This window comes from Desulfosediminicola sp., assembly GCF_048381775.1.
GTDB classification, from domain to species: Bacteria; Desulfobacterota; Desulfobulbia; order Desulfobulbales; family Desulfocapsaceae; genus Desulfopila; species Desulfopila ganghwensis.
This window is the reverse complement of sequence record NZ_JBLXGE010000006.1, coordinates 275686-301648: the sequence shown is the minus strand read 5'-3', so window position 1 is coordinate 301648 and position 25963 is coordinate 275686. Positions and strand designations below refer to the sequence as shown.

General features: G+C 47.8%; 21 protein-coding genes and 5 tRNA genes. All 26 read left to right on the top strand.

The genetic code is table 11. The annotated features are described in order from the left end of the window. Window positions 1-140: 140 nt before the first annotated feature. The 26 genes from ACN5NT_RS12475 to ACN5NT_RS12350 all read left to right on the top strand — a co-directional run bounded on the left by ACN5NT_RS12475 (window position 141) and on the right by ACN5NT_RS12350 (window position 25891). On the top strand, window positions 141-1400 hold the full coding sequence (locus ACN5NT_RS12475; RefSeq protein ID WP_136798099.1) for an NAD(P)-binding protein: 1260 nt from the start codon (window positions 141-143) through the stop codon (window positions 1398-1400). Window positions 1401-1406: 6 nt separating this feature from the next. After that, window positions 1407-3668, top strand: coding sequence for an FAD-dependent oxidoreductase (locus tag ACN5NT_RS12470; protein WP_419175624.1), 2262 nt, complete (start codon window positions 1407-1409; stop codon window positions 3666-3668). Window positions 3669-3798: 130 nt separating this feature from the next. Continuing rightward, window positions 3799-4998 carry a quinone-interacting membrane-bound oxidoreductase complex subunit QmoC gene (gene qmoC / locus ACN5NT_RS12465; protein WP_136798097.1) on the top strand — a complete coding sequence of 400 codons (1200 nt, stop codon included), beginning with the start codon at window positions 3799-3801 and terminating at the stop codon, window positions 4996-4998. Window positions 4999-5433: 435 nt separating this feature from the next. Further along, window positions 5434-5509: transfer RNA gene (locus ACN5NT_RS12460), tRNA-Thr, on the top strand. Between the two features lie 81 nt (window positions 5510-5590). Next, window positions 5591-5675, top strand: a tRNA-Tyr gene (locus ACN5NT_RS12455). A gap of 33 nt (window positions 5676-5708) precedes the next feature. Continuing rightward, window positions 5709-5784: transfer RNA gene (locus ACN5NT_RS12450), tRNA-Gly, on the top strand. Window positions 5785-5812: 28 nt separating this feature from the next. Beyond that, window positions 5813-5888: transfer RNA gene (locus tag ACN5NT_RS12445), tRNA-Thr, on the top strand. Between the two features lie 58 nt (window positions 5889-5946). Then, window positions 5947-7137 (top strand): elongation factor Tu, encoded by a 1191-nt coding sequence (tuf, locus tag ACN5NT_RS12440; protein WP_419175623.1) that lies wholly within the window; start codon window positions 5947-5949, stop codon window positions 7135-7137. Window positions 7138-7209: 72 nt separating this feature from the next. Then, complete coding sequence (gene rpmG / locus ACN5NT_RS12435) at window positions 7210-7359, top strand: 50S ribosomal protein L33 (RefSeq protein ID WP_136798095.1); 150 nt, start codon at window positions 7210-7212, stop codon at window positions 7357-7359. A gap of 8 nt (window positions 7360-7367) precedes the next feature. Then, window positions 7368-7444: transfer RNA gene (locus ACN5NT_RS12430), tRNA-Trp, on the top strand. A gap of 94 nt (window positions 7445-7538) precedes the next feature. After that, on the top strand, window positions 7539-7790 hold the full coding sequence (gene secE / locus ACN5NT_RS12425) for a preprotein translocase subunit SecE (protein WP_136798094.1): 252 nt from the start codon (window positions 7539-7541) through the stop codon (window positions 7788-7790). Window positions 7791-7878: 88 nt separating this feature from the next. Next, on the top strand, window positions 7879-8412 hold the full coding sequence (gene nusG / locus ACN5NT_RS12420) for a transcription termination/antitermination protein NusG (RefSeq protein ID WP_136798093.1): 534 nt from the start codon (window positions 7879-7881) through the stop codon (window positions 8410-8412). A gap of 90 nt (window positions 8413-8502) precedes the next feature. After that, window positions 8503-8928: a 50S ribosomal protein L11 gene (gene rplK, locus ACN5NT_RS12415; RefSeq protein WP_136798092.1), complete on the top strand. Its 426-nt coding sequence runs from the start codon at window positions 8503-8505 to the stop codon at window positions 8926-8928. A gap of 73 nt (window positions 8929-9001) precedes the next feature. Continuing rightward, a complete protein-coding gene (rplA, locus tag ACN5NT_RS12410) occupies window positions 9002-9706 on the top strand; it encodes a 50S ribosomal protein L1 (RefSeq protein WP_419175622.1) in 705 nt (234 codons plus the stop codon). 216 nt (window positions 9707-9922) lie between these two features. After that, window positions 9923-10450, top strand: coding sequence for a 50S ribosomal protein L10 (gene rplJ / locus ACN5NT_RS12405; RefSeq protein ID WP_136798090.1), 528 nt, complete (start codon window positions 9923-9925; stop codon window positions 10448-10450). Between the two features lie 53 nt (window positions 10451-10503). Beyond that, a complete protein-coding gene (gene rplL / locus ACN5NT_RS12400) occupies window positions 10504-10884 on the top strand; it encodes a 50S ribosomal protein L7/L12 (RefSeq protein ID WP_419175621.1) in 381 nt (126 codons plus the stop codon). 405 nt (window positions 10885-11289) lie between these two features. Next, window positions 11290-15369 carry a DNA-directed RNA polymerase subunit beta gene (rpoB, locus tag ACN5NT_RS12395; RefSeq protein ID WP_136798089.1) on the top strand — a complete coding sequence of 1360 codons (4080 nt, stop codon included), beginning with the start codon at window positions 11290-11292 and terminating at the stop codon, window positions 15367-15369. Window positions 15370-15489: 120 nt separating this feature from the next. Beyond that, window positions 15490-19536: a DNA-directed RNA polymerase subunit beta' gene (gene rpoC, locus ACN5NT_RS12390; protein WP_419175620.1), complete on the top strand. Its 4047-nt coding sequence runs from the start codon at window positions 15490-15492 to the stop codon at window positions 19534-19536. Between the two features lie 164 nt (window positions 19537-19700). Next, complete coding sequence (gene rpsL, locus ACN5NT_RS12385) at window positions 19701-20072, top strand: 30S ribosomal protein S12 (RefSeq protein WP_136798087.1); 372 nt, start codon at window positions 19701-19703, stop codon at window positions 20070-20072. Window positions 20073-20104: 32 nt separating this feature from the next. Further along, the gene (gene rpsG, locus ACN5NT_RS12380; protein WP_136798086.1) at window positions 20105-20578 is read left to right on the top strand and encodes a 30S ribosomal protein S7; all 474 of its coding nucleotides are present in this window, start codon (window positions 20105-20107) and stop codon (window positions 20576-20578) included. A gap of 75 nt (window positions 20579-20653) precedes the next feature. Beyond that, a complete protein-coding gene (gene fusA / locus ACN5NT_RS12375; RefSeq protein ID WP_136798085.1) occupies window positions 20654-22732 on the top strand; it encodes an elongation factor G in 2079 nt (692 codons plus the stop codon). A gap of 24 nt (window positions 22733-22756) precedes the next feature. After that, the gene (tuf, locus tag ACN5NT_RS12370; RefSeq protein ID WP_136798084.1) at window positions 22757-23947 is read left to right on the top strand and encodes an elongation factor Tu; all 1191 of its coding nucleotides are present in this window, start codon (window positions 22757-22759) and stop codon (window positions 23945-23947) included. A gap of 12 nt (window positions 23948-23959) precedes the next feature. Continuing rightward, complete coding sequence (gene rpsJ, locus ACN5NT_RS12365) at window positions 23960-24271, top strand: 30S ribosomal protein S10 (protein ID WP_176360112.1); 312 nt, start codon at window positions 23960-23962, stop codon at window positions 24269-24271. Window positions 24272-24316: 45 nt separating this feature from the next. Then, a complete protein-coding gene (rplC, locus tag ACN5NT_RS12360; RefSeq protein ID WP_419175619.1) occupies window positions 24317-24946 on the top strand; it encodes a 50S ribosomal protein L3 in 630 nt (209 codons plus the stop codon). A gap of 37 nt (window positions 24947-24983) precedes the next feature. After that, on the top strand, window positions 24984-25607 hold the full coding sequence (rplD, locus tag ACN5NT_RS12355; RefSeq protein ID WP_136798082.1) for a 50S ribosomal protein L4: 624 nt from the start codon (window positions 24984-24986) through the stop codon (window positions 25605-25607). Then, the gene (locus ACN5NT_RS12350; protein WP_136798081.1) at window positions 25604-25891 is read left to right on the top strand and encodes a 50S ribosomal protein L23; all 288 of its coding nucleotides are present in this window, start codon (window positions 25604-25606) and stop codon (window positions 25889-25891) included. The genes rplD and ACN5NT_RS12350 overlap by 4 nt, the downstream gene beginning before the upstream one ends. The last annotated feature ends 72 nt before the right edge of the window (window positions 25892-25963 follow it).

The window sequence follows — 25963 nt, the reverse complement described above, 5'->3', positions numbered from 1 at the left end:
GTTTTCATCGGTATTAAAAATATGTTATCTAGGGATCTTAGTCCATTAATTGGTGTTGGTTTACAGAGATGTTCGTCGCAGATCAGTTAACCATGCCAATGGTCAATATATTTTTTTAAGAGTAATTATGGAGGAAAGGTATGACTGACGAGCATGGCACCAATGGTGCAGTATTGGTCGTAGGCGGAGGAATCAGTGGCCTCACAGCTGCCCTTGAGACCGCCGAAGTCGGAAACGACGTATTCCTGGTCGAAAAGAGCCCAACCTTTGGTGGTCGGGTAGCCCAGCTGAATGAGTATTTTCCGAAGATGTGTCCACCTAGTTGTGGACTCGAAATCAACTTCCGGCGGATTAAAGACAACCGTAAGATCCGTACATATTCCATGACCACCGTGAAAGAAGTCACCGGTGGCCCTGGCAATTATGAAGTTACACTGGAAATCAGCCCACGTTACGTAAACAGCAATTGTACCGCTTGCGGTGACTGTGCTGTTGCCTGCCCTGATGAGATCGACAGTGATTTCAATTTTGGTCTTGGCAAGACGAAAGCTGCTTATCTTCCGCACGCTATGGCGTTTCCACGTCGTTATGTTATTGCCAAAGACGCTCTTTCTGCCGAGGGTGCAGAGGCGGTTAAGGCTGCTTGCAAATATGATGCTGTTGACCTCGATATGCAGTCCGAGACAGTAACAGTCAACGTTGGCTCGATTATCTGGGCCACAGGCTGGGAACCATATGATGCAACTAAGATGGAGAACCTCAAGTTTGGCCAGTCTGATGCCATCATCACCAATATGATGATGGAGCGTCTTGCTGCTCCGAACGGTCCTACCGAGGGTAAGATCCTCCGTCCTGGCGACAACAAGGAAATCGAGTCTATTGGTTTTGTTCAGTGTGCTGGCTCCCGTGATGAAAATCATCTCGAGTACTGCTCGCACATCTGTTGTATGGCAACTTTCAAGCAGATGTCCTACGTCCGTGAGCAGTATCCTGATGCCAAAATCTATGTTTTCTATATAGATCTGCGTACCCCAGGAAAATACGAGAAATTCCGTGAAGCCCGTATGAATGATGCAAACGCCGAGTTTATTAAAGGCAAGGTTGCAGATATTCTGATCGAGGAAGATGGCGGTGTAACTCTTATCGCAGAAAACGCTGTTACCATGGAGAAGATCTCCCAGAAGGTCGATCTGGCAGTCCTGGCAACCGGAATGCAGCCATCACTTGATGTACAGGGTGCACCTGTTGCCTTGCAGATGGACAGCAACGGTTTCGTAATCACTGATGCAGAGAAGGCAATGATTGCTGCAGGTTGTGCTAAAAAAGCAGCAGACGTTGTTACAACTACTCAGAATTCCACTGCCGCTGCCTTGAAGGCAATTCAGGTTTCCAGGAGGTAATGATCAATGGATAAAAAATACTGTGCATATATTTGTACCGGGTGTGGCATCGGAGATGCGCTCGACATTGAGGCCCTTTCCGAGATTGTATCCGGTGAGATGTCCATGGAGTGCAAGACCCATGCATACCTCTGTGGCAAAGAGGGCAGGGCGTTCATCGAGACTGATATCGCTGACGGTGTTAACACCATAGTTGTAGGTGCCTGTTCTCCACGTGTTATGACGAACGAGTTCAACTTCGGTGATGATAAGATTACTGTTCGTGCAAACCTTCGTGAGCAGGTGATCTGGTCTGAGGTAAAACCTGCTGAAGGTGAAGAGCCCCATGCAGAAGCAGCAGAGTTTCTTCAGGAGACCGCTTCTGACTACATGAGAATGGCTTGTACCCGTGCCAAGAAGACCGAACTGGCAGAGGCATTTAAATTAGAGACCATCAACAAGACCATTATGGTCATGGGTGCTGGTATCTCCGGTCTTACTGCAGCAAAAGAGGCTGCCGCAGCCGGTTACGATGTACTGGTAGTTGAGAAAGAGGATGAGCCAGGCGGTAAGGCGAAAGGCTGGAGAAAGTCTTTCCCCTCCAAGTCACCCTGGACTGACCTCGAAGAGAATCCTGTTGCCGCCCTGCTGGCAGAGATTGAGGCAAACGAGAAGATAACTGTTAAGACTGCAACAGAGGTGGCACGTATCTCTGGTGCTCCTGGTGATTTTAACGTTACTTTTAAAGATGCCGGAACAACTGGCGAGTGGGATGCTCCTGCGAAGGTAACTGTTGATGAGCAGGAACTGATTGATAAAGGTCAGAAGGAAGACCCGAATGCAGGTCTCCAGAAGTACACCGAGATCGATCCTAACGCGACCAAAGTTGGTGCAGTTGTACTCGCCACCGGTTGGAAGCCTGCTGATGTCAGCCAGTATGAGCATCTCGGCCATGGCAAGATACCTAATGTTGTAACCAATGCGGAATTCGAGAAGCTTGCCAAAGAAGGAAAGGTTCCTGCAAATGTAGCCTTTGTTCAGAGTCCAGGTGGAAAAGACCATGATCAGGATTTTCCATACTGTAACTCTGTAACTTCCATGGTCGCTCTTAAGCAGGCTCAGTATGTCTGCCAGGATAATGCAGAAGGTAAAGCATATATTCTTTACCAGCATATGCGTACTCCAGGTTCCATGGAACTGTTTTACAAGGCTGCTCAGCTAAACGATGGTATTTTCATGACCAAAGGTAACGTGATGCAGGTCGGCGAGGCCGGCGGCAAGGTTACTGTGGCTGTTGAAGATACCCTGCTTGGCGAAAACCTTGATCTTGAAGTGGATATGGTTGTTCTTGCGGCAGGTATGGAGCCAACCACCCTGCATGAGAACACCATTAATCTTGCTTATCGCCAGGGACCAGCCTTTAACGATCTCGACCTGTTCGACGGTTATGCTGACTCTCATTTCATCTGTTTCCCATACGAGACCCGAAGAACAGGTATTTACGCCTGTGGTGGCGTTCGTAAGGCTGAGACCATGGATGAAGCGCTTGATGATGCAACCGGTGCTGCACTCAAAGCTGTTCAGTGCCTCGAGTCAACTGATCGCGGCGTATCTGTTCATCCTCGTTCCGGTGATGCAACCTACCCGGAATTTTTCATGCAGCGTTGTACCCAGTGTAAGCGTTGTACCGAGGAATGTCCGTTCGGTGCTCTCGATGATGATGATAAAGGTACTCCGCTGCCTAACCCGACCCGTTGTCGTAGATGTGGTACCTGTATGGGTGCATGTCCGGAACGTATTATCGGATTTAAGGATTACAACATTGATCTGATTGGTTCGATGGTTAAGGCCATTGAAGTACCTGAGGACGATGATGATAGACTGCGTATTGTCGTTTTTGTTTGCGAAAACGACGCTTACCCGGCACTAGATATGTCTGGTATGAAGCGTAATGGTCTCAATCATATGGTACGATTCATTCCTGTACGCTGTCTTGGTTCTGTGAATATGGCCTGGATCCGTGATGCTCTGTCTGCTGGTATGGACGGTGCTATGCTGCTTGGTTGTACTTATGGCGACGATTATCAGTGTCACTTTGTTAAAGGTTCCGAGATTGCTTCCAAGCGTATGGAAAATATCGGTGACACTCTCTCCAGTCTCGGCCTTGAGTCTGAGAGATGTGCTGCTGAGCAGGTTGCAATTACTGATTACGACAAGATTCCGCAGATCATTAACGATTTTGTCGAAGAGATCGTTGAAATGGGTCCGAACCCATTCAAAGGCTTCTAACCTGTTGTATATCATGAACCGTTCCGCGGGGGGCTTGCTCTCCGCGGTTTGAGGAATACTCGGAGTTTGAGTTTAGTAATTTCATGAGATCATGATTTGTAGTTTTTGATAATATAACAGGAGGGGAAAAATGAATGTTCAACCGGATTTACAATTTATACGATCTCTGAAAGAGGCTGGAGGTGACACTTTAAAAAAGTGTTATCAGTGTGCAACATGTTCTGTTGCTTGTCCTCTTTCCAGTGATGAGAAACCATTTCCAAGAAAGGAAATGATTTGGTCCCAATGGGGTATGAAAGAAAATCTCGTTGCTGATCCCGATGTGTTTCTCTGTCACCAATGTGGTGATTGTACCGCTAACTGTCCACGTGGTGCCAAGCCAGGTGAGGTACTTGGTGCAATTCGTTCCTTTGCCTATACCTTCTACGGTTGGCCAGCCGGTCTGGCTAAGCTTTGCACAAGTGCAAAGAATCTGCCGATGTTGATTGGTATTCCTGCAGTTATCATCCTTATTTTCTGGTTTCTTTCTGGTGCGATGCATATTCCAAGCACTGAAGAGTTTGCCAAGAAAGGATATCAGGAGTTCTTTGGTCACTGGGACTTCAGGTGGTACGCAAAGAATATTGCTTTTATCGTATTCTTTATGGTGCCTTCGCTGGGCTTAGCTGTGTTCTCATTGTTTATGGGAATCACCAAGATGTGGAAGGCGATGAGCAGCAACGCTGGAATTAGCTCCAACTTCAGGCCATCTGTAGTAGGATTTTTTCAGGATTTCCTTTGGCCATCGCTTGTGGAAACCATGAAGCACAGCCGGTTTCGTGAGTGCACAGTGAACACAGACCGTGTAAAAGGTCATTTGCCTCTGGTGCTGGCCTTCATCGGACTGTTTATAGTTACCTGTTGGTCCTTGTTCAAGAACGATGTGCTGGGGCTTATCTGGCCACACCTCCACGGACCACTCTCCCTGATTGATCCGTTCAAAATTCTTGCTAATGTTTCTGCCGTTGCTCTTCTCTACGGTATTTGGGTTTTATGGAACAACCGCAAGGAAATGGAGAAAAAAGGTGAGGCAAGCAATACCTTCTATGACTGGTTCCTGATCTGGGAAATCATGGCAGTAGGTATAACCGGTCTTGGAGCTGAGCTTATTCGTCTCGCTGGTCTCCCTACCCTTGGCTATATCGTGTATTATCTGCATCTCGTATCGGTAATGATGCTGTTCCTGTATTTGCCATACACCAAATTCGCACATATCGCCTACAGAACCACAGCGATGTGTTTTGAGAAGTATCGCGAAAGTAGCTATGCAAAAAACGTTAATGAGCTGTAAGATTAGCGCTAATGGCTAATGCATAAGAAGAAGGCCGATTCCTGTGACAGGGATCGGCCTTCTTGCGTTTAGCTGTGAAGGTGGAGCGGTTTGCGTTTGGAAAGCGCATAAAAAAATTAATAGAATGCAACTCAGGACTGGACTGAATCGCAATAGGGACTTACCATTGCTTGTGAAGTTGTACCGTTGTCCGGTACTTCAACAGTCGCATGTTTACAGGGTGCCGGGATTCACAGTCTCAGTACTTGAAAAAAAAAGCTCATAAAGCGATAATTGCCTTTGACTCTATATGGGTTTTGTAAGTTACTGTAAAATCGCTTTTCTCAAATGCTGACTGAGTATAGGGCAGGAACTTTTGTATAAAAAAAAGACAAAGTAATGGAAAAAAGAGGTTGAATTAACAATACCGAAAGTGTATATTCCCGTGCTTTGTAAGCTGGCGTAGCTCAATTGGCAGAGCAGCTGATTTGTAATCAGCAGGTTGCGGGTTCAAGTCCCATCGCCAGCTCCAAAAAAAATTAAAAAGTACTTTACAAAGTGCTGTGAAGGGTATAAATAGGTGCCTGTCTTTTATTCAGGCGCTCAATAGCGAGGAGGGGTTCCCGAGTGGCCAAAGGGAACAGACTGTAAATCTGTCGGCTCAGCCTTCGGAGGTTCGAATCCTCCCCCCTCCACCATCTTTTCAGCATGGTAGAAGACTTTAAGATAGAGCGGGAATAGCTCAATTGGTAGAGCATCAGCCTTCCAAGCTGAGGGTTGCGAGTTCGAGTCTCGTTTCCCGCTCCATGCTGTCTATACAGAAGTAGTTTTAGGTGCCCACGTAGCTCAGTTGGTAGAGCGCATCCTTGGTAAGGATGAGGTCACCGGTTCAAATCCGGTCGTGGGCTCCAGTTTTATTTGAATACTATTGAATAAGAAAACTTTCAACGGCCTGAGGAGACAAGAGATATGTCAAAGGAAAAATTTGAAAGGACTAAACCGCATGTCAATGTCGGTACTGTTGGTCACATCGATCATGGTAAAACCACACTGACTGCAGCTATTACCCGCGTTTTGTCTACTAAAGGTCAGGCTTCTTTTACTGACTTCAGTGATATCGATAAAGCGCCGGAAGAGAAAGAGCGTGGAATTACCATCGCGACCGCTCACGTAGAGTATGAGACTGAGAAACGTCACTATGCTCACGTTGATTGTCCTGGCCATGCTGATTACATCAAGAACATGATCACCGGTGCTGCTCAGATGGACGGCGCGATCCTGGTTGTTGCTGCGACTGATGGTGCTATGCCTCAGACCCGTGAGCATATCCTGCTTGCTCGCCAGGTAGGTGTTCCGGCTATCGTTGTCTTCCTGAACAAGTGTGATATGGTTGACGATGAGGAACTCATCGAACTCGTTGAGATGGAGCTCCGTGAGCTGCTCGACAAGTATGAATTTCCTGGTGATGATATTCCTTTTGTTCAGGGTTCTGCTCTTCTCGCACTTGAGAATCCGGAAGATGAAGAGAAGGCTGCTTGCATCTGGGAGCTTATGGATGCGGTAGATAGCTACGTTCCTGAGCCAGAGCGTGATGTTGATATGCCTTTCTTGATGCCGATCGAAGATGTGTTCTCTATCTCCGGACGTGGTACCGTTGCTACCGGTCGTGTAGAGCGTGGTATCATCAAGGTAGGTGAGGAAGTTGAGATCGTCGGTATCAAAGAGACTCAGAAAACCACCTGTACTGGTGTAGAGATGTTCCGCAAGCTTCTCGATGAGGGTCAGGCTGGTGATAACATCGGAGCTCTCCTTCGTGGTGTTAAGCGTGAAGAAATTGAGCGCGGCCAGGTACTTGCCAAGCCGGGTTCTATTACTCCTCACACCAATTTCGAGGCAGAGTGTTACATCCTTGGTAAAGATGAGGGCGGACGTCATACCCCATTCTTTAACGGATATCGTCCACAGTTCTACTTCAGAACAACTGACGTTACCGGTATTGTAACCCTTCCAGAGGGTACCGAGATGGTTATGCCAGGTGATAATGTATCTGTTACCGCAGAACTGATCACCCCTATTGCCATGGACGAGGGTCTCCGTTTCGCTATTCGCGAAGGTGGTAGAACCGTAGGCGCCGGCGTAGTATCTAAGATCGTTAAGTAGTATCGGCGCAAGAATATTTTACCCTGCCTCGGGTGTGTTCGGGCAGGGTAAATTTCGCATAGGAAGATCAGAATGAGAGATATAGTCACCCTTGCATGTGGTACATGCAAACGTCGTAACTATACGACCACAAAAAACAAGAAAAATACTCCGAACAAACTTGAGTTCAAGAAGTATTGTCCTTTCTGCCGGAGTCATACTCCGCACAAGGAGACTAAGTAACGAAACACAGGCCAGTAGCTCTAATTGGTAGAGCACCGGACTCCAAATCCGGGGGTTGGGGGTTCGAATCCCTCCTGGCCTGCCATTTTTATGGCAGGTGTTTTTGTGTTTGGTGTACGTAGTTTTTTTGACCTCTATTTGCTGGAAATAACTAGGTAAATCTCTTCTCGGATAATGATATGGCAGGTAAACCCAAGACTAAAAAGACTGATGCAGTGGCTAAGGTTAAGGAGCCATCACCATTCGCACCTGCTCAAATCAAAAAATTTATTGAAGAAGTAAAGGTTGAATTCGGCAAGATAGTGTGGCCGGACAAAAAAATGACCTTGGGTCTGACTGGAATCGTAGTTGTGCTTACATTTGTAATGGCGGCGTATCTTGGTTCTGTTGATCTTCTTCTCGGTAAACTTGTTTCGTCTCTCTTGCGATAGGATGATTCCGGGGTCCAGTTTGATAGGACGGACCAGGCTGATAGAACTGCTCCAACTTTTTTCAAACACTCGAGGAAAAATTTGACTCATGGCAAGGCAATGGTACATACTTCAGGTTCACTCCGGGTTTGAGGACAAGGTTAAGACCACCCTCGAAGAGAGGATTCGTAAAGAAGGGCTCGAAGAGTACTTTGGCGAAATTCTCGTACCGACAGAACAGGTAGTTGAGATGATCAAGGGATCCAGGAAGACCTCATCACGTAGGTTCTTTCCTGGTTATATGCTTGTTAGCATGGAATTGAACGATCAGACCTGGCATACAATTCACCAGAACATGCCAAGAGTAGTTGGCTTTGTTGGCGATGATCGCAATCCGGTCCCCATATCCGACGAGGATGCAGCAAAGATTATAGGTCGAATCCAAGACGGCTCAGATAGACCGAGGCCGAAAGTCATCTTCGATGTGGGTGAAACGGTACGTGTAATCGATGGACCGTTCGCTAACTTTCAAGGCGTTGTTGACGAGGTCTTTCCTGAGAAAGGCCGTGTTCGCGTTATGGTATCTATCTTCGGTCGTGAAACACCCGTTGAGTTGGAGTTTGTTCAAGTCAGCAATACCTGACAGGCAGCTAGACCGATACCATTCGTAGCTGCGGCAATCTAATCTTGGATTGCATAAAATAGAAAACAGCTTGTTAGTTGGAGTGAAAAAATGGCCAAAAAAGCAATGGCATTCATTAAACTGCAGATTCCTGCAGGTAAAGCGAACCCATCTCCGCCAGTAGGTCCTGCACTGGGCCAGCATGGTGTGAACATCATGGAGTTCTGCAAGGCATTTAATGCAAAGACTCAGAGTCTCGGCGATACAATCGTTCCGGTTGTTATCACTGTGTACCAGGATAGGTCTTTCAGTTATATTACCAAGACCCCACCGGCATCCGTTCTGTTGCTCAAGGCAGCAAACCTGCAAAAAGGTTCCGGTAATCCGAAAGCAGAGCGTGTAGCTGAGCTCGGTCGTGACAAGGTTCGCGAAATTGCGGAAATCAAAATGCCTGACCTGAACGCATACGATATCGATGCAGCGATGAAAATCGTTGAAGGTACTGCCCGTAGCTGCGGAATAACTGTAGTAGATTAATTAAGTTAATCAAAAGATTTGCATAAAATCACTGCTGACTGAGCTTGTTAGCTTTGTCAAAGTAGGAGGCATCATGCCGAAACGCGGAAAAAATTATAAAAATAAAGTTGAGACATTAGATAAAAGTGTTCTTTACTCTCTGGAAGAAGGTATCAAAAAAGCTCTTTCTATGAGCTATGCTAAATTTGACGAAACCTTCGACATCGCACTGAAGCTCGGAGTAGATCCGCGTCACGCTGATCAGATGATCCGTTCTTCTGTTGTTCTGCCACATGGTACCGGTAAGGTTACCAGAGTACTGGTTTTCGCTAAAGGTCCTAAAGAGGCCGAGGCGAAAGAAGCGGGTGCTGATTTTGTTGGTGCAGACGACCTTGTTGAGAAAATCCAGGGTGGTTGGCTCGAATTCGATAAGACAGTTGCTACTCCAGACATGATGGGAACTGTTGGTAAAATCGGTCGTATTCTCGGACCACGTAACCTTATGCCGAATGCAAAACTCGGTACTGTAACCTTCGATGTCGCCAATGTTGTCAAAGATATTAAAGGCGGAAAGGTTGACTTCAAAGTAGACAAGTCTGGTATCATTCACGCAGGCATTGGTAAAGCCTCCTTTGGGGAACAGAAAGTAATCGAGAATGTTACCGCATTTATTGAGAAAATTATTCAGCTGAAACCTTCAGCGAGTAAAGGAGTTTATCTCCGGTCTATCACTGTTTCCACAACAATGGGACCTGGCGTTAAACTCGACCCTGTGCAAATCAGGGCAATGATTAAGTAAATTTTTGGACGGAGCATCAATCATCTGGTTGATGCTCTTTTTGGTCGAAGACAGCGGGTACACAAGTGTTTAATCATGCCGATCAGGGTGTGACCTGCCGAGACGCAAGGCGTAAGCCTTACTACATGGACAAAATTGGGTAACCATTTTTGTTCGTATCAGCGTTGTAGCTGCTGTTTCGAAAACTATTAAAACTTCTATATAGGGAGGAGCACTTTGAATCGTGATGAAAAAGCGACGGTAGTTTCGGAATTGAACGACTCGTTCAGCCGGGCTAGCTTTGCTGTTGTCGCCGACTATTGTGGTTTGAAGGTCTCTGAGTTACAAGAATTGCGTGTGGAATTACGCAAGAGTGATTCTGAGATTCGCATTGCCAAAAACACTCTCCTGAAAAGAGCTGCCGCTGATACTGATAATGCCGCGTTGAGTGACGATTTCGTCGGAACCACCGCAGTTATCATGGCCTACTCGGATCCGGTTGCACCTGCAAAGGTGCTTGCCAAATTTGCCGAAGACCATGCGAAGTTCAAGATCAGAAGTGGTGCTCTCGAAGGAGAGAAACTTGAACTGGACGGAATTATTGCTCTGTCCAAGCTGCCATCCAAAGAAGTACTTCTTGGACAGTTCCTGTCCGTACTCAACGGTGTACCTACCGGACTTGTCCAGGTACTCACCGGAGTTCCACGTACCTTTGGCTATGCACTGAACGCTCTCAAAGAGCAGAAAGAGCAGGCTGGCGCCTAAATTATCATTAATTGAGACGAATTGTTAAAAAATTCTGAACGAGGTATTCTATAATGTCCATTACTAAAGAAGATGTAATTGAGTTTATTTCCAACATGTCTGTACTTGAGCTCTCCGAACTGATCAAAGAGTTCGAAGAGAAATTCGGTGTTTCCGCTGCTGCTCCTGTAGCTGTTGCAGTTGCCGGTGGTGCTGCAGATGCTGGTGCTGCTGCAGAAGAAAAAACTGAGTTTGACGCTATTCTGGCGGCTGCTGGAGATCAGAAGATCAAGGTTATTAAAGAAGTTCGCGCTATCACCGGTCTCGGTCTGAAAGAGGCTAAGGCTCTGGTTGAGGGTGCACCTGCTCCGTTGAAAGAGGCTGCTTCCAAGGAAGAGTGCGAAGAGATCAAGACCAAGATCGAAGCTGTAGGTGGTACTGTAGAGATCAAGTAGTCCACTTACTTGCAAGCAACCGCTTCGGCGGTTGCAATCGGTACACACGACACGCTACGGGCTCTGCCACGTAGCGTGTCGTGCTTTAGACTGTACGAAAAATTCGAAAAAAATGTTCAGTAATTACAAGCGATTAAATATGTATCTTTGCCGTTTCTATATTTGAGTAAACAAATAAAAGAGGAGAAAAGGTATGTTCAGTCCCGCAATATCGCTTTTTTTTACCGAAAGTCTGCTTATTCTTAACACGAACTACCCGAAAGTTATCATTTCGCATAATTCATACTCAAATCCTAAACTTTAATCACTTCCTTTTTGTTCAGCTAAACGCTGAACCATCATTTTTAGAAATCAGACTGGGCTAAGTAGTTTGTAACAAATTACAGGCAACCTCGAGGATAATTTATGGAACGAGTTAGAAAGAACTTTGCCACGGCCGACAACATCATCGAGCCACCTCATCTCATTTCAATGCAGAGAATATCGTATGAGGAATTCCTGCAGATTAACACTGAGCCGGAGGATCGAGAGGACATCGGGTTAGAGGCGATTTTCAAGAGTGTCTTCCCTATTAACGACTTTAACGGACTCTGTTCCCTCGAATACGTCAGATATAAATTTGGTGAGCCAAAATATACCGTTGAAGAATGTCAGCAACGGGGCATGACGTATGAGATCCCGCTGAAAATTGTCGTTCGTCTCATCACTTTTGATGTAGACGAGGAGACCGGTGTTCAAACCATTCGCGATATCAAAGAGCAGGAGGTCTTTCTCGGCTCACTGCCTATGATGACCGCCGATGGTGTTTTTGTAGTTAATGGTACAGAGCGAGTTATCGTCTCGCAGTTGCAGCGTTCACCAGGTCTGTTTTATACCCACGATAACGGTAAAACTCACGCCAGTGGTAAGCTGCTCTACTCTGCCCGTATTATCCCTGTACGTGGTTCCTGGATTGATCTCGAATTCGATATTAAGGACGTTCTTCACGTTCGTATCGACAGGCGTCGTAAATTTCCGGTTACTACTCTCCTCAAAGCGATCGGCTACGATGCAGAATCCCTGCTGAGTGAGTTCTACCCTATCAGCAACGTAAGCATCGAGGGAGAGGAATTCTTCATTGATTTTGATCCGGAGATCATGCTCGGCCAACGGCTTGAGTACGATCTGGTGTCTCCTGCTGATGGCGAGATTATAGCCAAGACGGGCCGTAAGATCAGTAAGGCCATGGCGAAGCGGATTGCTACGGATGAAATCAGCAAACTGCGTATTTCCGTCGAATCGGTTACCGGTAAGGTGTTGGCTGAGACTATCCTCAACCCTGAGGATGGGGAACCGCTTGCACTTTGTAACACCGAGATCACGGAAACAGTTCTCCAGACTCTCGTGGCAGCCGGTATCACCTCCTTCAAGACATTGTTCATTGATGGTGTTAAGTACTCCGAATCGTTCTCCAAGACCCTCTCGGTTGATAAGGTCGCTTCAAGCGAGGAAGCACTTCTCGAAATCTATAGAAGACTTCGTCCATCAAGCCCTCCAACCATTGAGGTTGCTCAGGGATTTTTTGACAATCTTTTCTTTAACGCAGATCTCTACGATCTCTCGGAAGTAGGTCGATACAAGATCAACGCCAGACTTGGTCTCGATATCGATATCGAAAACCGTGCTCTAACCAAAGAAGATATTGTCCAATCGATTAAATATCTTGTTCGTCTTAAAGACAGCCAGGGTGCTGTAGATGATATCGATCATCTCGGTAACAGAAGAGTTCGTACGGTAGGTGAGTTGGTTGAAAACCAGTATCGCATGGGCCTGGTCAGAATGGAGCGCGCCATCAAGGAGAGAATGACTCTTCAGGATGTCGAGACGTTGATGCCACATGACCTGGTCAATCCCAAGCCGATCTCTGCTGCCATCAAAGAGTTCTTCGGAACCTCCCAGCTGTCCCAGTTTATGGATCAGACCAACCCATTGTCCGAGGTGACCCATAAGCGCCGTCTGTCAGCGCTCGGACCGGGTGGTCTTTCCCGCGAACGTGCAGGCTTTGAAGTTCGTGACGTACATCCGACACACTACGGACGTATATGTCCCGTTGAGACTCCTGAGGGGCCGAATATCGGACTGATCGTCTCGCTTGCAACATATGCGCGTATTAACCCATACGGCTTCATTGAGACTCCGTATCGCAAGGTTGATGACAGAATCGTTTCTGACCAGATCAAATATCTGAGTGCACTGCAGGAGCAGAATCAGATTATCGCCCCGGCCTTGATGAAGGAAGGTGGTGATAAGGAAATTGCCGAAGGAAATCTGGTTGTTCGTGAGGAAGGTGAGGTTGTCACCGCAAATGCCGACAGCGTCACCTACATGGATATTGCGCCAAACCAGCTCGTTTCCGTCGCCACATCGCTTATCCCCTTTCTGGAAAACGATGATGCTAACCGTGCCTTGATGGGCTCGAACATGCAGCGACAGGCTGTACCTCTGCTCATAACCCGTTCACCGCTGGTCGGTACTGGTATGGAGAGCTATGTAGCCCGCGATTCCGGGGCATGTCTGCTTGCAGCCGGTGAAGGTGTGGTAGAAGAGTCGGATGCTAACCGTATCGTGATACGCTACGATAAGCCTGGTGTGGACGGTTATGATACCGGTGTTGCCGTGTACCGTCTCGAGAAATATAAGAAATCCAATCAGAACACCTGCTTTAACCAGAGACCTCTGGCCCTGCCGGGACAACGTGTTACCGAAGGTACAGTGCTTGCGGATGGTCCATCATGTGAACTTGGTGAACTGGCGCTTGGTAAAAACGTTACCATCGCTTTCATGCCATGGCGCGGTTTCAACTTTGAGGATTCAATCCTTGTCAACGAACGTTTGTTGCGGGAGGATACCTTTACCTCGGTACATATCGAGGTTTTTGAGACCATGGCCCGGGACACCAAGCTTGGCAAAGAGGAAATCACCCGCGATATCCCGAATGTCAGTGAAGAGACTCTGAGAAACCTCGATGAGTCCGGTATCGTCCGTATCGGAGCTGAAGTGAAAGCCGGCGACACTCTGGTGGGTAAAGTCACCCCGAAAGGTGAAACCGTACTTTCACCGGAAGAGAAGCTGCTGAGAGCAATCTTCGGGGAAAAAGCTCAGGATGTGAAGGATTCCTCTCTGCGTGTGCCACCAGGAGTGACCGGAGTCGTCATCGACGCCAAGGTTTTCTCACGTAAAGGTGTCGATAAGGATGAGCGGTCCCTGATGATCGAGGATCTTGAGATTGAAAAACTCAACCAGGATAAACTCGACGAATTGAGCAGTCTCAGACGCGGTGTATGTGGTGAGATCGGGCTACTTATCGAAGGCCGAACCGCCAAGAAGGATATTTTCGACGCAGATGGTGAGCTGGTTGTCGCACTGGGCAAGAAGATTGAGGCGGATATGGCTGTCGCCATCGGCTTTCAGCAGCTTCGCCACATCGAGTTCTCTGAGAGAGCGAAATACGAAGATCTGGTTGAGCAGGCCTACGAACGTTACGAAAAACAGGCTCGTCTTATTTCAGACAGGTATGAAGGCATTATCGACAGGATGAAGAAAGGTGACGATCTTCCTCCTGGCGTGGTCAAGATGGTTAAAGTCTACGTTGCGACTAAACGTAAGCTTTCTGTTGGTGATAAGATGGCTGGCCGCCACGGAAATAAAGGTGTTGTTTCGCGCCTTCTCCCCGAAGAGGATATGCCGTTTTTCCAGGACGGTTCCACCGTGGATATAGTCCTGAATCCGCTTGGTGTACCTTCTCGTATGAACGTTGGCCAGGTGCTTGAAGTTCACCTCGGTTTTGCTGCTAAAAGGCTTGGTGCGCAGCTTGAGAAAATGGTCAAGGAACAGGCTGTAGAACTGATTCGGGAAAAACTGAAAGCTGTCTATTCCGAGAAAGAATACAAGGCAATCACCGAAGGCCGTACTGATCAGGAACTCATCACCTGGGCCTGGGCACACAGAGAGGGGTTGCATATGGCTACCCCGGTATTTGATGGCGCCCGGGAAGAGCATATCAGAAAACTACTTGTAGAGGCAGGTGTTGACGAGGTAGGACAGGCACAGCTTTATGATGGCCTCACGGGTGAACCGTTTGCCAATAAGGTGACTGTTGGTGCGATGTACATGATCAAATTGCACCACCTTGTAGATAATAAAATTCACGCTCGTTCCACCGGGCCCTACTCATTGGTCACTCAGCAGCCGCTTGGTGGTAAGGCGCAGTTTGGTGGACAGAGACTTGGTGAGATGGAGGTATGGGCAATGGAAGCATATGGAGCTGCCTATACACTTAAAGAATTTCTCACAGCAAAATCTGATGACGTGGAAGGGCGAACCACCATGTACGAGAGAATTGTCAAAGGTGACAACTTCCTCACCACAGGTCTGCCTGAATCGTTCCATGTTCTGGTGAAGGAATTGCAGGGGTTGTGTCTGAATATGGAATTGATCGAAGAATGAACTGACTGATTGATCCCAGGCATAAGACTACACTGCATAGCAGTTTTGAAGGAAAATCTCTTCAAGGTCCGGCGACTTGGTCGCCGGGCATATCCTAAAATATGAGGGAGAGGTGATTTCGTGGAAGAATTATTCAATTTTTTTCAAAAACCGAAAGCCCCTACTAAATTTAAAAGCGTTAGAATTTCGCTGGCCTCACCAGAGAAAATAATGGATTGGTCACACGGTGAAGTTAAGAAGCCGGAGACCATTAATTATAGAACGTTCAAGCCAGAAAGAGACGGTCTTTTTTGCGCCAAGATTTTTGGCCCGGTCAAAGATTTCGAGTGTAACTGCGGTAAGTACAAGCGCATGAAGCACCGCGGTGTCGTTTGTGAAAAATGTGGCGTTGAGGTGATTCAGTCCAAGGTTCGTCGTGAACGTCTTGGCCATATCAAGCTCGCTGCACCTGTTGCACATATCTGGTTTTTAAAGAGTCTGCCGAGTAAGATCGGTGCGGTTCTTGACATGACATTAAAGCAGCTCGAGAAGATTCTCTACTTCGAGCAGTATGCTGTCGTCGAGTCCGAAACCGAGGCTATTCCGGTTGGTTCTCTTCTTACCGAAGAAAAATTCCGTCAGGCCCGTGAAGAGTATCCAGCACAGTTCCGGGTAGGTATAGGCGCAGAAGCTATTCGTGAACTGCTTGCGGCTACACGTCTCGTTGAGCTTGCCGCACAGCTACGCGAGGAGATGGCCAACACCAACTCTCAGACCAAGCGTCAGAAGTTGGGTAAGCGCCTTTTCGTGGTTGAGGCATTCCGCGATTCCGGTAATCAGCCTGAGTGGATGATTCTCGAAATTATCCCGGTTCTTCCACCGGATCTTCGTCCGCTGGTACCTCTGGAGGGTGGTCGTTTCGCGACTTCAGATCTCAATGATCTGTACCGCCGTGTAATTAACCGTAACAACCGCCTTAAGCGACTGCTTGAACTCGATGCGCCTGATATCATTATCCGTAACGAGAAGCGTATGCTGCAGGAGGCTGTGGATGTCCTTTTCGATAATGGTAGAAGAGGCCGTGTCATCACAGGTGCCAACAAGCGTCCGCTTAAATCCCTGGCCGATATGCTTAAGGGTAAGCAGGGACGTTTCCGCCAGAACCTTCTTGGTAAACGTGTAGATTATTCAGGTCGTTCAGTAATTGTTGTTGGACCTCACCTGCGTCTGCATCAGTGCGGTATTCCGAAGAAGATGGCATTGGAGCTGTTCAAGCCGTTTATTTACAATAAGCTTGAGAGAAAAGGCTTCGTTACCACCATCAAAAGTGCAAGAAAGATGGTGGAGAAAGAGGTTAAGGAGGTATGGGACGTACTGGAGGAGGTTGTTACCGAATACCCGGTAATCCTCAACCGCGCGCCTACCCTGCATAGACTTGGTATGCAGGCCTTTGAGGCAGTATTGATCGAGGGTAAGGCTATTCAGCTTCATCCACTGGTCTGTGCCGCCTTCAATGCTGACTTTGATGGCGATCAGATGGCGGTTCACGTACCACTGTCTGTTGAGGCCCAGGTGGAAGCTCGTGTTCTGATGATGTCCACCAACAACATCCTCTCTCCAGCCAATGGCGAGCCGATCATTATTCCGTCTCAGGATATTGTTCTCGGTCTTTATTATATGACCCGTGAACGTATCAACGCCAAGGGTGAGGGCAAGGTCTTCTCTAATGAGGACGAGGCTCGTATCGCCTATGATTATGGCGAAATTGATCTGCAGGCGCGAGTAAAGATCAGAAAGAACGGCGAGATCATTGATACTACCATGGGTAGAATCGTGCTCGCGGAGTTTGTACCGAAGTCTGTGCCCTTTGTAGAGATGAACAAAGTGATGAGTAAGAAGGCTCTTGCCGCCCTTATTGATTACACCTATCGTAAAGCCGGAACCAAGGATACAGTTATCCTTGCCGATCGCCTAAAAGATACTGGCTATGAGTATGCAACCCGTGCCGGTATCTCTATCTGCATCGACGATATGAGAATTCCCGAAAAGAAAGTGGAACTCGTTGAGCAGGCAGAAGGTGATGTACTCGATGTAGAACAGCAATACAATGACGGTCTGATTACTGCTGGTGAGAAGTATAACAAGGTTGTTGATATCTGGTCCAAGGCATCCGAAGATGTCGCCAACGAGATGATGGATGAGATTAAAGTCGAATCTTTCACCAACAAAGACGGCGAGATCGAGGAAGGACCAAGCTTTAACTCTGTATTCATCATGGCCGACTCCGGCGCAAGGGGGTCCCGCGACCAGATCAGGCAGCTGGCTGGTATGCGTGGTCTGATGGCCAAACCTTCCGGTGCGATCATTGAGACCCCGATTAAAGCGAACTTCCGTGAGGGGCTTGGCGTACTCGAGTATTTCACATCTACTCACGGTGCCCGTAAAGGTCTTGCGGATACCGCGCTTAAAACTGCGAACTCTGGTTATTTGACCCGTCGCCTGGTTGATGTGGCCCAGGAAGTGACCATCGTCGAAAGCGATTGCCTCACCCTGGATGGTATCGAAGCCGAGCCGCTATTGGATGGCGGTGAAGTTATCGTACCACTTGGTGACAGAATTCTCGGACGTGTTGCCTTGGAGGACGTGGTTGATCCTTACACCAACGACACTATAGTCGAAGCTGGTGAAGAGATCACCGAGAGTAAAATCGAGGAAATCAATGAAGCGGGTATCGACCGTGTCATGATTCGCTCGGTGCTTACCTGCCGTTCCAAACGCGGTGTCTGTGCACTGTGCTATGGTCGAGACCTCGGCCGTGGACATATGGTGAACAGAGGCGAAGCGATTGGTGTTATCGCTGCACAATCCATCGGTGAACCTGGTACACAGCTGACAATGCGTACCTTCCATATCGGTGGTACTGCATCTCGTTCTGTTGAACAGGCCGAGATTCAGACTCAACGTGGTGGTAAGGTAGAATTCAGGAATCTGCACTCCGTTGTGAATGCCGAGGGCATCAAGATCGTAATGAACCGTAACGCAGAAATTGTTGTTGTGGACGAACTTGAGCGTGACCGCGAGCGTTTTAAAGTGAATTACGGTGCGCAGCTTCTCGTTGCTGAAGGAGCAGAGGTTGAGCCGGGTACCATCCTGGCCGACTGGGATGCCTATACCATTCCGATCGTTTCAGAGGTCGGTGGTATTATCCGCTACGGTGATGTACTTGAAGGTATTTCCATGCAGGAGAAAGTTGATCCTGTAACAGGTAAGTCTTCCAAGGTTATCACTCACTCCAGTAGCAGCGCGCAACTCAACCCGCGTGTTTCTGTAAAGAACGAGCGCGGCAAAACCCTGAAGCTTCCGAATTCAGAAGTGCATGCCCGTTACAGCCTACCGGTTGGTTCTATTATCTCAGTTAACGAAGGTGACGAGATCCAGCCAGGTACTATTGTTGGTAAGATTCCACGGGAATCTTCTAAAACCAAGGATATTACAGGTGGTCTGCCAAGGGTTGCAGAGCTGTTTGAGGTTCGTAAGCCAAAGGAGCCTGCGGTTATCTCCAAGATTGACGGCAGGGTAAGTTTCGGTAAGGAACTGAAAGGCAAGCGCAGGGTTGTAGTTACCCCTGAATATGGTGAGTCCGAAGAGTACCTGGTACCGAAATCCAAGCATATCATCGTGCACGAAGGTGATTATGTGCAGGCTGGTGAACCCCTGATGGAGGGTACCGTAGTTCCCAACGACATCCTCAGCGTACTGGGTGTCAAAGAGCTGGCGAAATTCCTGGTGAATGAGATTCAGGAAGTATATCGTCTGCAGGGTGTTAAAATCAATGATAAGCACATCGAGGTCATTGTACGCCAGATGCTGAAGCGCGTAATGATTACTTCCGCAGGAGACTCGAAGTTCATGATAGGTGAGCAGGTCGAGTGGTGGAAGTTTGAAGAAGAGCGTGATAAGCTGATGAGCGAAGGACTGATGCCTGCGGTAGCGGAACCTCTGCTCCTCGGTGTAACAAAGGCTTCACTGTCAACCGAGAGTTTTATCTCGGCGGCATCCTTCCAGGAGACCACGAAAGTTCTGACCAATGCGGCTATGGCCGGAAAAGTTGACGAACTTGCCGGACTTAAGGAGAATGTCATCATGGGCCGGTTAATTTCTGCCGGTACTGGTCTTGACGGTCGGTAGCTAAAGCATGTTAAATTTAGGTTGAAGTACTATTTGGTCTTGACACTCCAATGGCGTTAGGGTAAATATCATCTCTTTCGTGCAAAATTTTTAGTGGCGAGATCCGTAACTGGTTTGTCAGAAATTATATATTAACTGTTATTCAAACAGGAGCAGTAGACGCAATGCCAACTATTAACCAACTCGTTAGGCGTGGCAGAAAGAAGATTGTCAAGAAGACAAACACTCCCGCCTTGAAAGGTTCTCCGCAGAAAAGGGGTGTATGTGTAAGGGTTTACACTACTACACCGAAAAAGCCAAACTCAGCGCTTCGTAAAGTTGCCAGGGTAAGACTTACAAACGGTATTGAAGTAACATCCTACATTCCGGGTATCGGACACAATCTGCAGGAGCACTCGGTTGTGTTGATCCGTGGCGGTAGAGTAAAAGATCTTCCTGGTGTTCGCTATCACATCGTACGTGGTACCCTCGACTCCCTTGGTGTTTCCGATAGGCGTCAGGGTCGTTCAAAGTATGGAGCCAAGCGTCCTTCCTAGTGGGGGGCGGGGCCTGATGGAGAAAAATTAATATGTCTCGTAGAAAAGTAATTAGTCGGCGTCCGATCGACACTGATCCTCGTTTCAACAGCGTGCTGGTGAGTAAGTTTACCAACGGTCTGATGGAGCGTGGTAAGAAGAGCCTCGCAATGCGTATCTTTTACGATGCGATGGATCTCGTTGACAGTAGAGTGCAGGATGATGATGCTATCAACGTCTTCGAAGGAGCAATGGAGAACGTTCGGCCTAAGGTAGAAGTTAAGTCCCGCCGTGTTGGTGGTGCTACCTACCAGGTGCCGATGGAAGTTCGCCAGACCCGTAGAAACGCATTGGCAATCCGCTGGATTATCGGCTTCGCAAAGTCTCGCTCAGGCAAGTCTATGTCTGAGAAGCTTGCTGCAGAGTTCATCGATGCATACAATAATCGTGGCGCGGCTGTTAAAAAGCGTGACGATACGCATCGTATGGCTGAAGCCAACAAGGCTTTTGCCCACTACCGCTGGTAGGGCAGATAGACGACATCGAGCGATGCCATGGGTTGGCATCAGCACTTACTTAATTTCTTTATTTGAGGGAGGGCGATGGCAACCCAGGTTGAGCTGACAGACGTCCGTAATATCGGCATCATGGCGCACATCGATGCTGGTAAGACAACGACCACGGAGCGCATACTCTATTACACAGGTCGTTCGCATAAGTTAGGCGAAGTTCATGAAGGCACAGCCGTTATGGACTGGATGGAGCAGGAACAGGAAAGAGGTATTACCATTACCTCGGCAGCAACGACCTGTTACTGGCATGATAAAAAAATTAATATCATCGATACGCCGGGTCACGTAGACTTCACAGTTGAGGTCGAACGTTCCCTGCGGGTGCTTGACGGTGCGATCGCAGTATTTTGTGCCGTAGGCGGTGTCGAACCGCAGTCAGAGACTGTATGGCGGCAGGCCAACAAGTACCATATCCCGAGAATAGCGTTCGTTAACAAGATGGACCGCGTCGGGGCTAATTTCGAACGTTGTGTTTCGATGATAGAGGGCAGGCTTGGAGCCAACGCGGTTCCAATCCAGATCCCCGTCGGCGCTGAAGCCGAGTTTGAAGGGGTGATAGACCTCGTTAAAGAGAAGATGCTCTCCTTTACAGAGCACACTCTTGGTCAGGAAGTTGTAGAGAAAGATATTCCTGCCGAATACACTAATGATTTCACGGCCGCACGTATGGCACTCCTCGAGAAGTTGGCCGACTTCGATGAGGATGTCATGGAAAAATACTTGAGTGATACGAAAGTATCTGCGACTGAGATCTATAACGCTCTCAGAAAGGCAACATTGGGTTTGGATCTCGTACCAGTGTTGTGTGGGAGTGCGTTTAAGAATAAAGGTGTCCAGCCTCTGCTCGATGCAGTGGTCGACTATCTTCCTTCACCTCTTGATGTTCCGGCTATTGACGGAATAGATAAGGACGGGGAAGAGGTCACCAGGAAAACCGACCCTAATGAAGCTTTTGCCGGGTTGGTATTCAAGCTGATGAGCGATGCGTTTGTTGAGAATCTCGCCTTTGTCAGAATTTACTCCGGTAAACTGGCTGTGGGGGATAAGGTCTTCAATCCGGCTAAGAAAAAGCAGGAGAAGGTCAGCAAGATTCTCAAGATGCACGCAAACAAACGCGAAGAGGTACGAGAGGTCGTAGCTGGTGATATCTGCGCCATTGTTGGTTTGAAGTTCACAACCACCGGTGATACGCTTTGTGAGAAGGGGGATTACATCATGCTTGAGAGCATGGATTTCCCGGATCCGGTGATTGGGGTTGCCATTGAACCAAGCACTAAGGCGGAAGAGAAAAAACTGGCTGAGTCTCTCCGAAGAATCGCCCTTGAAGATCCGTCATTTACTATCTCAACAGATAGTGACACGGGTCAGACAATTATTTCCGGTATGGGTGAACTTCACCTGGAAATAATTGTTCACCGACTGCTTCATGAGTTCAAAGTCGGTGCAAAGGTCGGTACACCACAGGTTGCCTATAAGGAGACCATTACCAAGGCGTGCCAGGCCGAAGGCAAGTTTGACCAACAGACTGGTGCTAAAGGTATGTATGGTCATGTGGTTCTCGAAGTTGAACCGCTGGCCCAGGGTGAAGGGTTTGTGTTTGAGTCCGCCGTTGACGAAGAACAGATCCCGACCGAATTTTTGGGAGCTATTGAAAAGGGAGTTGGCGATAGTCTTGACTCCGGCCCACTGATTGGTTACCCGCTTACAGATATAAAAGTACGATTATGCGGCGGGTCATATCATGAAGACGAATCTTCGGATATGGCATTTGGGGTAGCATCTTCCATGGCGATTCGCAGGGCAACCGCGGAGGCTGAGCCGGCACTGTTAGAGCCGGTTATGGATTTGATTGTTTTGACCCCGGAAGATTACATCGGTGACGTGATTGCTGATTTAAACAGTAAGCGCGGCAAGATTGTCGGTGTAGAGGCTGAAGGTGATCTGCAGAACGTTAAGGCCCATGTACCGTTGGCCGAAATGTTCGGATATTCGACATCACTGAGGTCGGCAACACAGGGAAGGGCAAATTTCACAATGCAATTCCTGGAATATAATATAGTACCCGCTGCCAAGGCAGAGGCAATTATTAAAAAAATCAGAGGGATCTAAGTCCAAGTAAATTGGGGTATTACTATGGCTAAGGAAAAATTCGAAAGGACTAAACCGCATGTCAATGTCGGCACTGTTGGCCACATTGATCACGGTAAGACCACATTGACAGCCGCGATTACTCGTGTACTGGCAACCAAAGGCCAGGCTAAGTTCACTGATTTCAGTGATATTGATAAAGCGCCTGAAGAAAAAGAGCGTGGAATCACTATTGCCACTGCCCACGTAGAGTACGAAACTGAGAATCGTCACTATGCTCACGTGGATTGTCCAGGCCATGCCGACTACATCAAGAACATGATCACTGGTGCAGCACAGATGGACGGTGCAATTCTGGTTGTTGCTGCAACCGATGGTGCTATGCCTCAGACCCGCGAGCATATCCTGCTTGCACGTCAGGTTGGTGTACCCGCAATCGTTGTGTTCCTTAATAAATGCGACATGGTCGATGATGAGGAACTGATTGAGCTGGTTGAGATGGAACTTCGTGAACTGCTTGATAAATACGAGTTCCCGGGCGATGATATTCCGTTTGTACAGGGTTCAGCTCTGCTTGCACTCGAGAATCCTGAAGATCCTGAGAAAGCAGCATGTATCTGGGAGCTCATGGAGCAGGTAGATGCGTATATCCCAGAGCCTGTACGAGACGTTGATCAGGCATTCCTGATGCCGATCGAGGACGTTTTCTCCATCTCCGGTCGTGGTACCGTTGCAACCGGTCGTGTTGAGCGTGGTATCATCAGGGTTGGTGAAGAAATCGAGATCGTCGGTATCAAAGAAACCCAGAAAACAACCTGTACCGGTGTTGAGATGTTCAGAAAACTTCTCGACGAAGGTCAGGCTGGTGATAACATCGGTGCTCTGCTGCGCGGTGTTAAGCGCGAAGATATTGAGCGTGGTCAGGTTCTTGCCAAGCCAGGTTCAATTACTCCGCACACCCAGTTTGAAGCAGAAAGCTACATCCTCGGAAAAGACGAGGGAGGCCGTCATACTCCATTCTTTAACGGGTATCGTCCGCAGTTCTATTTCAGAACAACTGACGTTACAGGAGTAGTAACTCTTCCGGAGGGAACCGAGATGGTCATGCCCGGAGACAATGTTTCTATTACTGCCGAGCTGATCACTCCTATCGCTATGGATGAGGGACTTCGTTTTGCTATCCGTGAGGGTGGTAGAACTGTTGGTGCCGGCGTAGTAAGCAAAATTATTAAATAAAGGTGTACGATGATACCTACAGAAAAAATTCGTATTCGTTTGAAAGCTTACGATCATAAACTGCTCGACCAGTCTACTTCTGAGATTGTAGAGACAGCAAGAAGGACCGGCTCTGCTGTGGCGGGTCCGATTCCTCTGCCGACTACTGTGAACAAGTTCTGTGTTCTCCGTTCACCGCATGTAGACAAAAAGTCCAGAGAACAGTTTGAAATGAGAACCCATCGTCGTTTACTGGATATCCTTGAGCCTACCCAGCAGACTATTGATCTGCTGATGAAACTCGAGCTCTCCGCTGGCGTCGATGTTGAAATTAAGCTGCCTTAACCGGCAGGCGATATTGCAAAGTAAATTGAAGCATCGGGTGCAATTATGCCAAAGACAATGGGTATTTTAGGAAAAAAGGTTGGAATGACCCGCATCTACACCGAACTGGGGCAGGCAGTACCAGTTACAGTTGTAGAAGCAGGACCTTGCAAGATTCTCCAGATTAAAACTGTAGAGAATGACGGGTACAGCGCAATTCAGGTTGGTTTCGACCAGCAGAAAGCGCAAAGGGTTAACAAACCAACTGCAGGCCACTTGAAAAAATCTGACTCAGATGGCTTCTACCACATCCGCGAGTTCAGAGTAGCTGCGGACGCTTCTTACGAGGTGGGTCAGGAGATCAGCATTGAGGAGCTTTTCAAGGTTGGTGATGTTGTTGACGTTCAGGGAACCAGCAAAGGTCGCGGTTTCCAGGGTGTTGTCAAGCGCTACGGCTTTAAAGGTGGTTGCTCAACACATGGCTCCATGTTCCATAGAGCACCAGGTTCAATCGGTTGCTCAGCCTGGCCGAGTCGCGTTATGAAGGGAAAGAAGATGCCCGGTAGAATGGGTAATGATACCGTTCTGAAAAAGAACGTTATTGTTATGGATGTTCGTGCAGATGAGAATGTTGTTCTGCTTAAGGGACCTGTTCCTGGGGCCAAAAATGGCCTTTTGAAAATTTTTTCCAAATAATTGATGTCGGAACGAGATCAGGTTCGAGGAGATAATAATGTCAACTATAAACGTAGTTAACACCAAGAATGAGAACGTCGGTCAGGTAGAACTGAACGATGACGTTTTCAATCTTGAGGTGAAGGAGTATATCCTCCACGATGTAGTTCGGATGCAGCGCGCTGCCCGTCGTGCAGGTAATGCCTGTACCAAAACCCGCGTTGAAGTAAGCGGTGGTGGAGCCAAGCCATGGCGTCAGAAAGGCACTGGACGCGCACGCGCCGGTAGCCGTACTTCTCCTATTTGGAGAGGTGGTGGTGTAACTTTCGGTCCCAAGCCACGTGATTACAGTTTCAAGCTGAACAAGAAAGTTAAAAAGCAGGCACTGGCGATGGCCATGAGCGCTCGTCTTCAGGAAAACAACGTGGTTGTGCTCGAAGACTTCGCTATGGAAGATATCAAGACCAAAGATTTCATGGGCGTGATGAAGGCGCTTGAGATCGAGAACGGTCTGATCGTAATCGACGGAGACAACGATAACCTGAAGCTTTCATCCAGAAATGTAAATGGCTTTAAGGTTATGCCTTCGGAAGGACTCAATGTATACGATGTGCTGCTGCACAAAAAACTGGTCCTTGTAAAACCTGTAATAGAAAGCCTTGAGAAGAGGTTGATGGCATGAAAAATATCTACGGCGTTTTAAAGGGGCCCTGCCTCACAGAGAAGGCCGCCTTGTTACAGGAAGAAGGCGGCAAGGTCGTCTTTAAGGTACATCCCAAGGCGAACAAGATAGAAATCAAAAAAGCAGTTGAGACCATGTTCAACGTTAAAGTTAAGGACGTGAGAACTGCTAACATGCACGGAAAGCAGAAGAGGGTTGGCCAGAAAATTGGAATGACCAATGACTGGAAAAAAGCGTACGTTACCCTCGCTGAAGGTGAGATTAACTTTGCTGACGAACTGTAATCAGCAAATGATCAACGTGCTGTAAACTCTCTCATATTGAATGATTCTATCTAATTTTATCATGATGGAGCG

What these genes read in the sequence shown, in the direction of transcription:
- rplK (WP_136798092.1), top strand. Translation starts at nt 8,503, where the DNA reads ATGGCCAAAAAAGCAATGGCATTCATTAAACTGCAGATTCCTGCAGGT.
- fusA (WP_136798085.1), top strand. Translation starts at nt 20,654, where the DNA reads ATGGCAACCCAGGTTGAGCTGACAGACGTCCGTAATATCGGCATCATG.
- rplC (WP_419175619.1), top strand. Translation starts at nt 24,317, where the DNA reads ATGCCAAAGACAATGGGTATTTTAGGAAAAAAGGTTGGAATGACCCGC.
- qmoC (WP_136798097.1), top strand. Translation starts at nt 3,799, where the DNA reads ATGAATGTTCAACCGGATTTACAATTTATACGATCTCTGAAAGAGGCT.
- rpsG (WP_136798086.1), top strand. Translation starts at nt 20,105, where the DNA reads ATGTCTCGTAGAAAAGTAATTAGTCGGCGTCCGATCGACACTGATCCT.
- ACN5NT_RS12475 (WP_136798099.1), top strand. Translation starts at nt 141, where the DNA reads ATGACTGACGAGCATGGCACCAATGGTGCAGTATTGGTCGTAGGCGGA.
- rpmG (WP_136798095.1), top strand. Translation starts at nt 7,210, where the DNA reads ATGAGAGATATAGTCACCCTTGCATGTGGTACATGCAAACGTCGTAAC.
- ACN5NT_RS12350 (WP_136798081.1), top strand. Translation starts at nt 25,604, where the DNA reads ATGAAAAATATCTACGGCGTTTTAAAGGGGCCCTGCCTCACAGAGAAG.
- rpoB (WP_136798089.1), top strand. Translation starts at nt 11,290, where the DNA reads ATGGAACGAGTTAGAAAGAACTTTGCCACGGCCGACAACATCATCGAG.
- nusG (WP_136798093.1), top strand. Translation starts at nt 7,879, where the DNA reads ATGGCAAGGCAATGGTACATACTTCAGGTTCACTCCGGGTTTGAGGAC.
- tuf (WP_419175623.1), top strand. Translation starts at nt 5,947, where the DNA reads ATGTCAAAGGAAAAATTTGAAAGGACTAAACCGCATGTCAATGTCGGT.
- secE (WP_136798094.1), top strand. Translation starts at nt 7,539, where the DNA reads ATGGCAGGTAAACCCAAGACTAAAAAGACTGATGCAGTGGCTAAGGTT.
- rpsL (WP_136798087.1), top strand. Translation starts at nt 19,701, where the DNA reads ATGCCAACTATTAACCAACTCGTTAGGCGTGGCAGAAAGAAGATTGTC.
- rplD (WP_136798082.1), top strand. Translation starts at nt 24,984, where the DNA reads ATGTCAACTATAAACGTAGTTAACACCAAGAATGAGAACGTCGGTCAG.
- ACN5NT_RS12470 (WP_419175624.1), top strand. Translation starts at nt 1,407, where the DNA reads ATGGATAAAAAATACTGTGCATATATTTGTACCGGGTGTGGCATCGGA.
- rplL (WP_419175621.1), top strand. Translation starts at nt 10,504, where the DNA reads ATGTCCATTACTAAAGAAGATGTAATTGAGTTTATTTCCAACATGTCT.
- tuf (WP_136798084.1), top strand. Translation starts at nt 22,757, where the DNA reads ATGGCTAAGGAAAAATTCGAAAGGACTAAACCGCATGTCAATGTCGGC.
- rplA (WP_419175622.1), top strand. Translation starts at nt 9,002, where the DNA reads ATGCCGAAACGCGGAAAAAATTATAAAAATAAAGTTGAGACATTAGAT.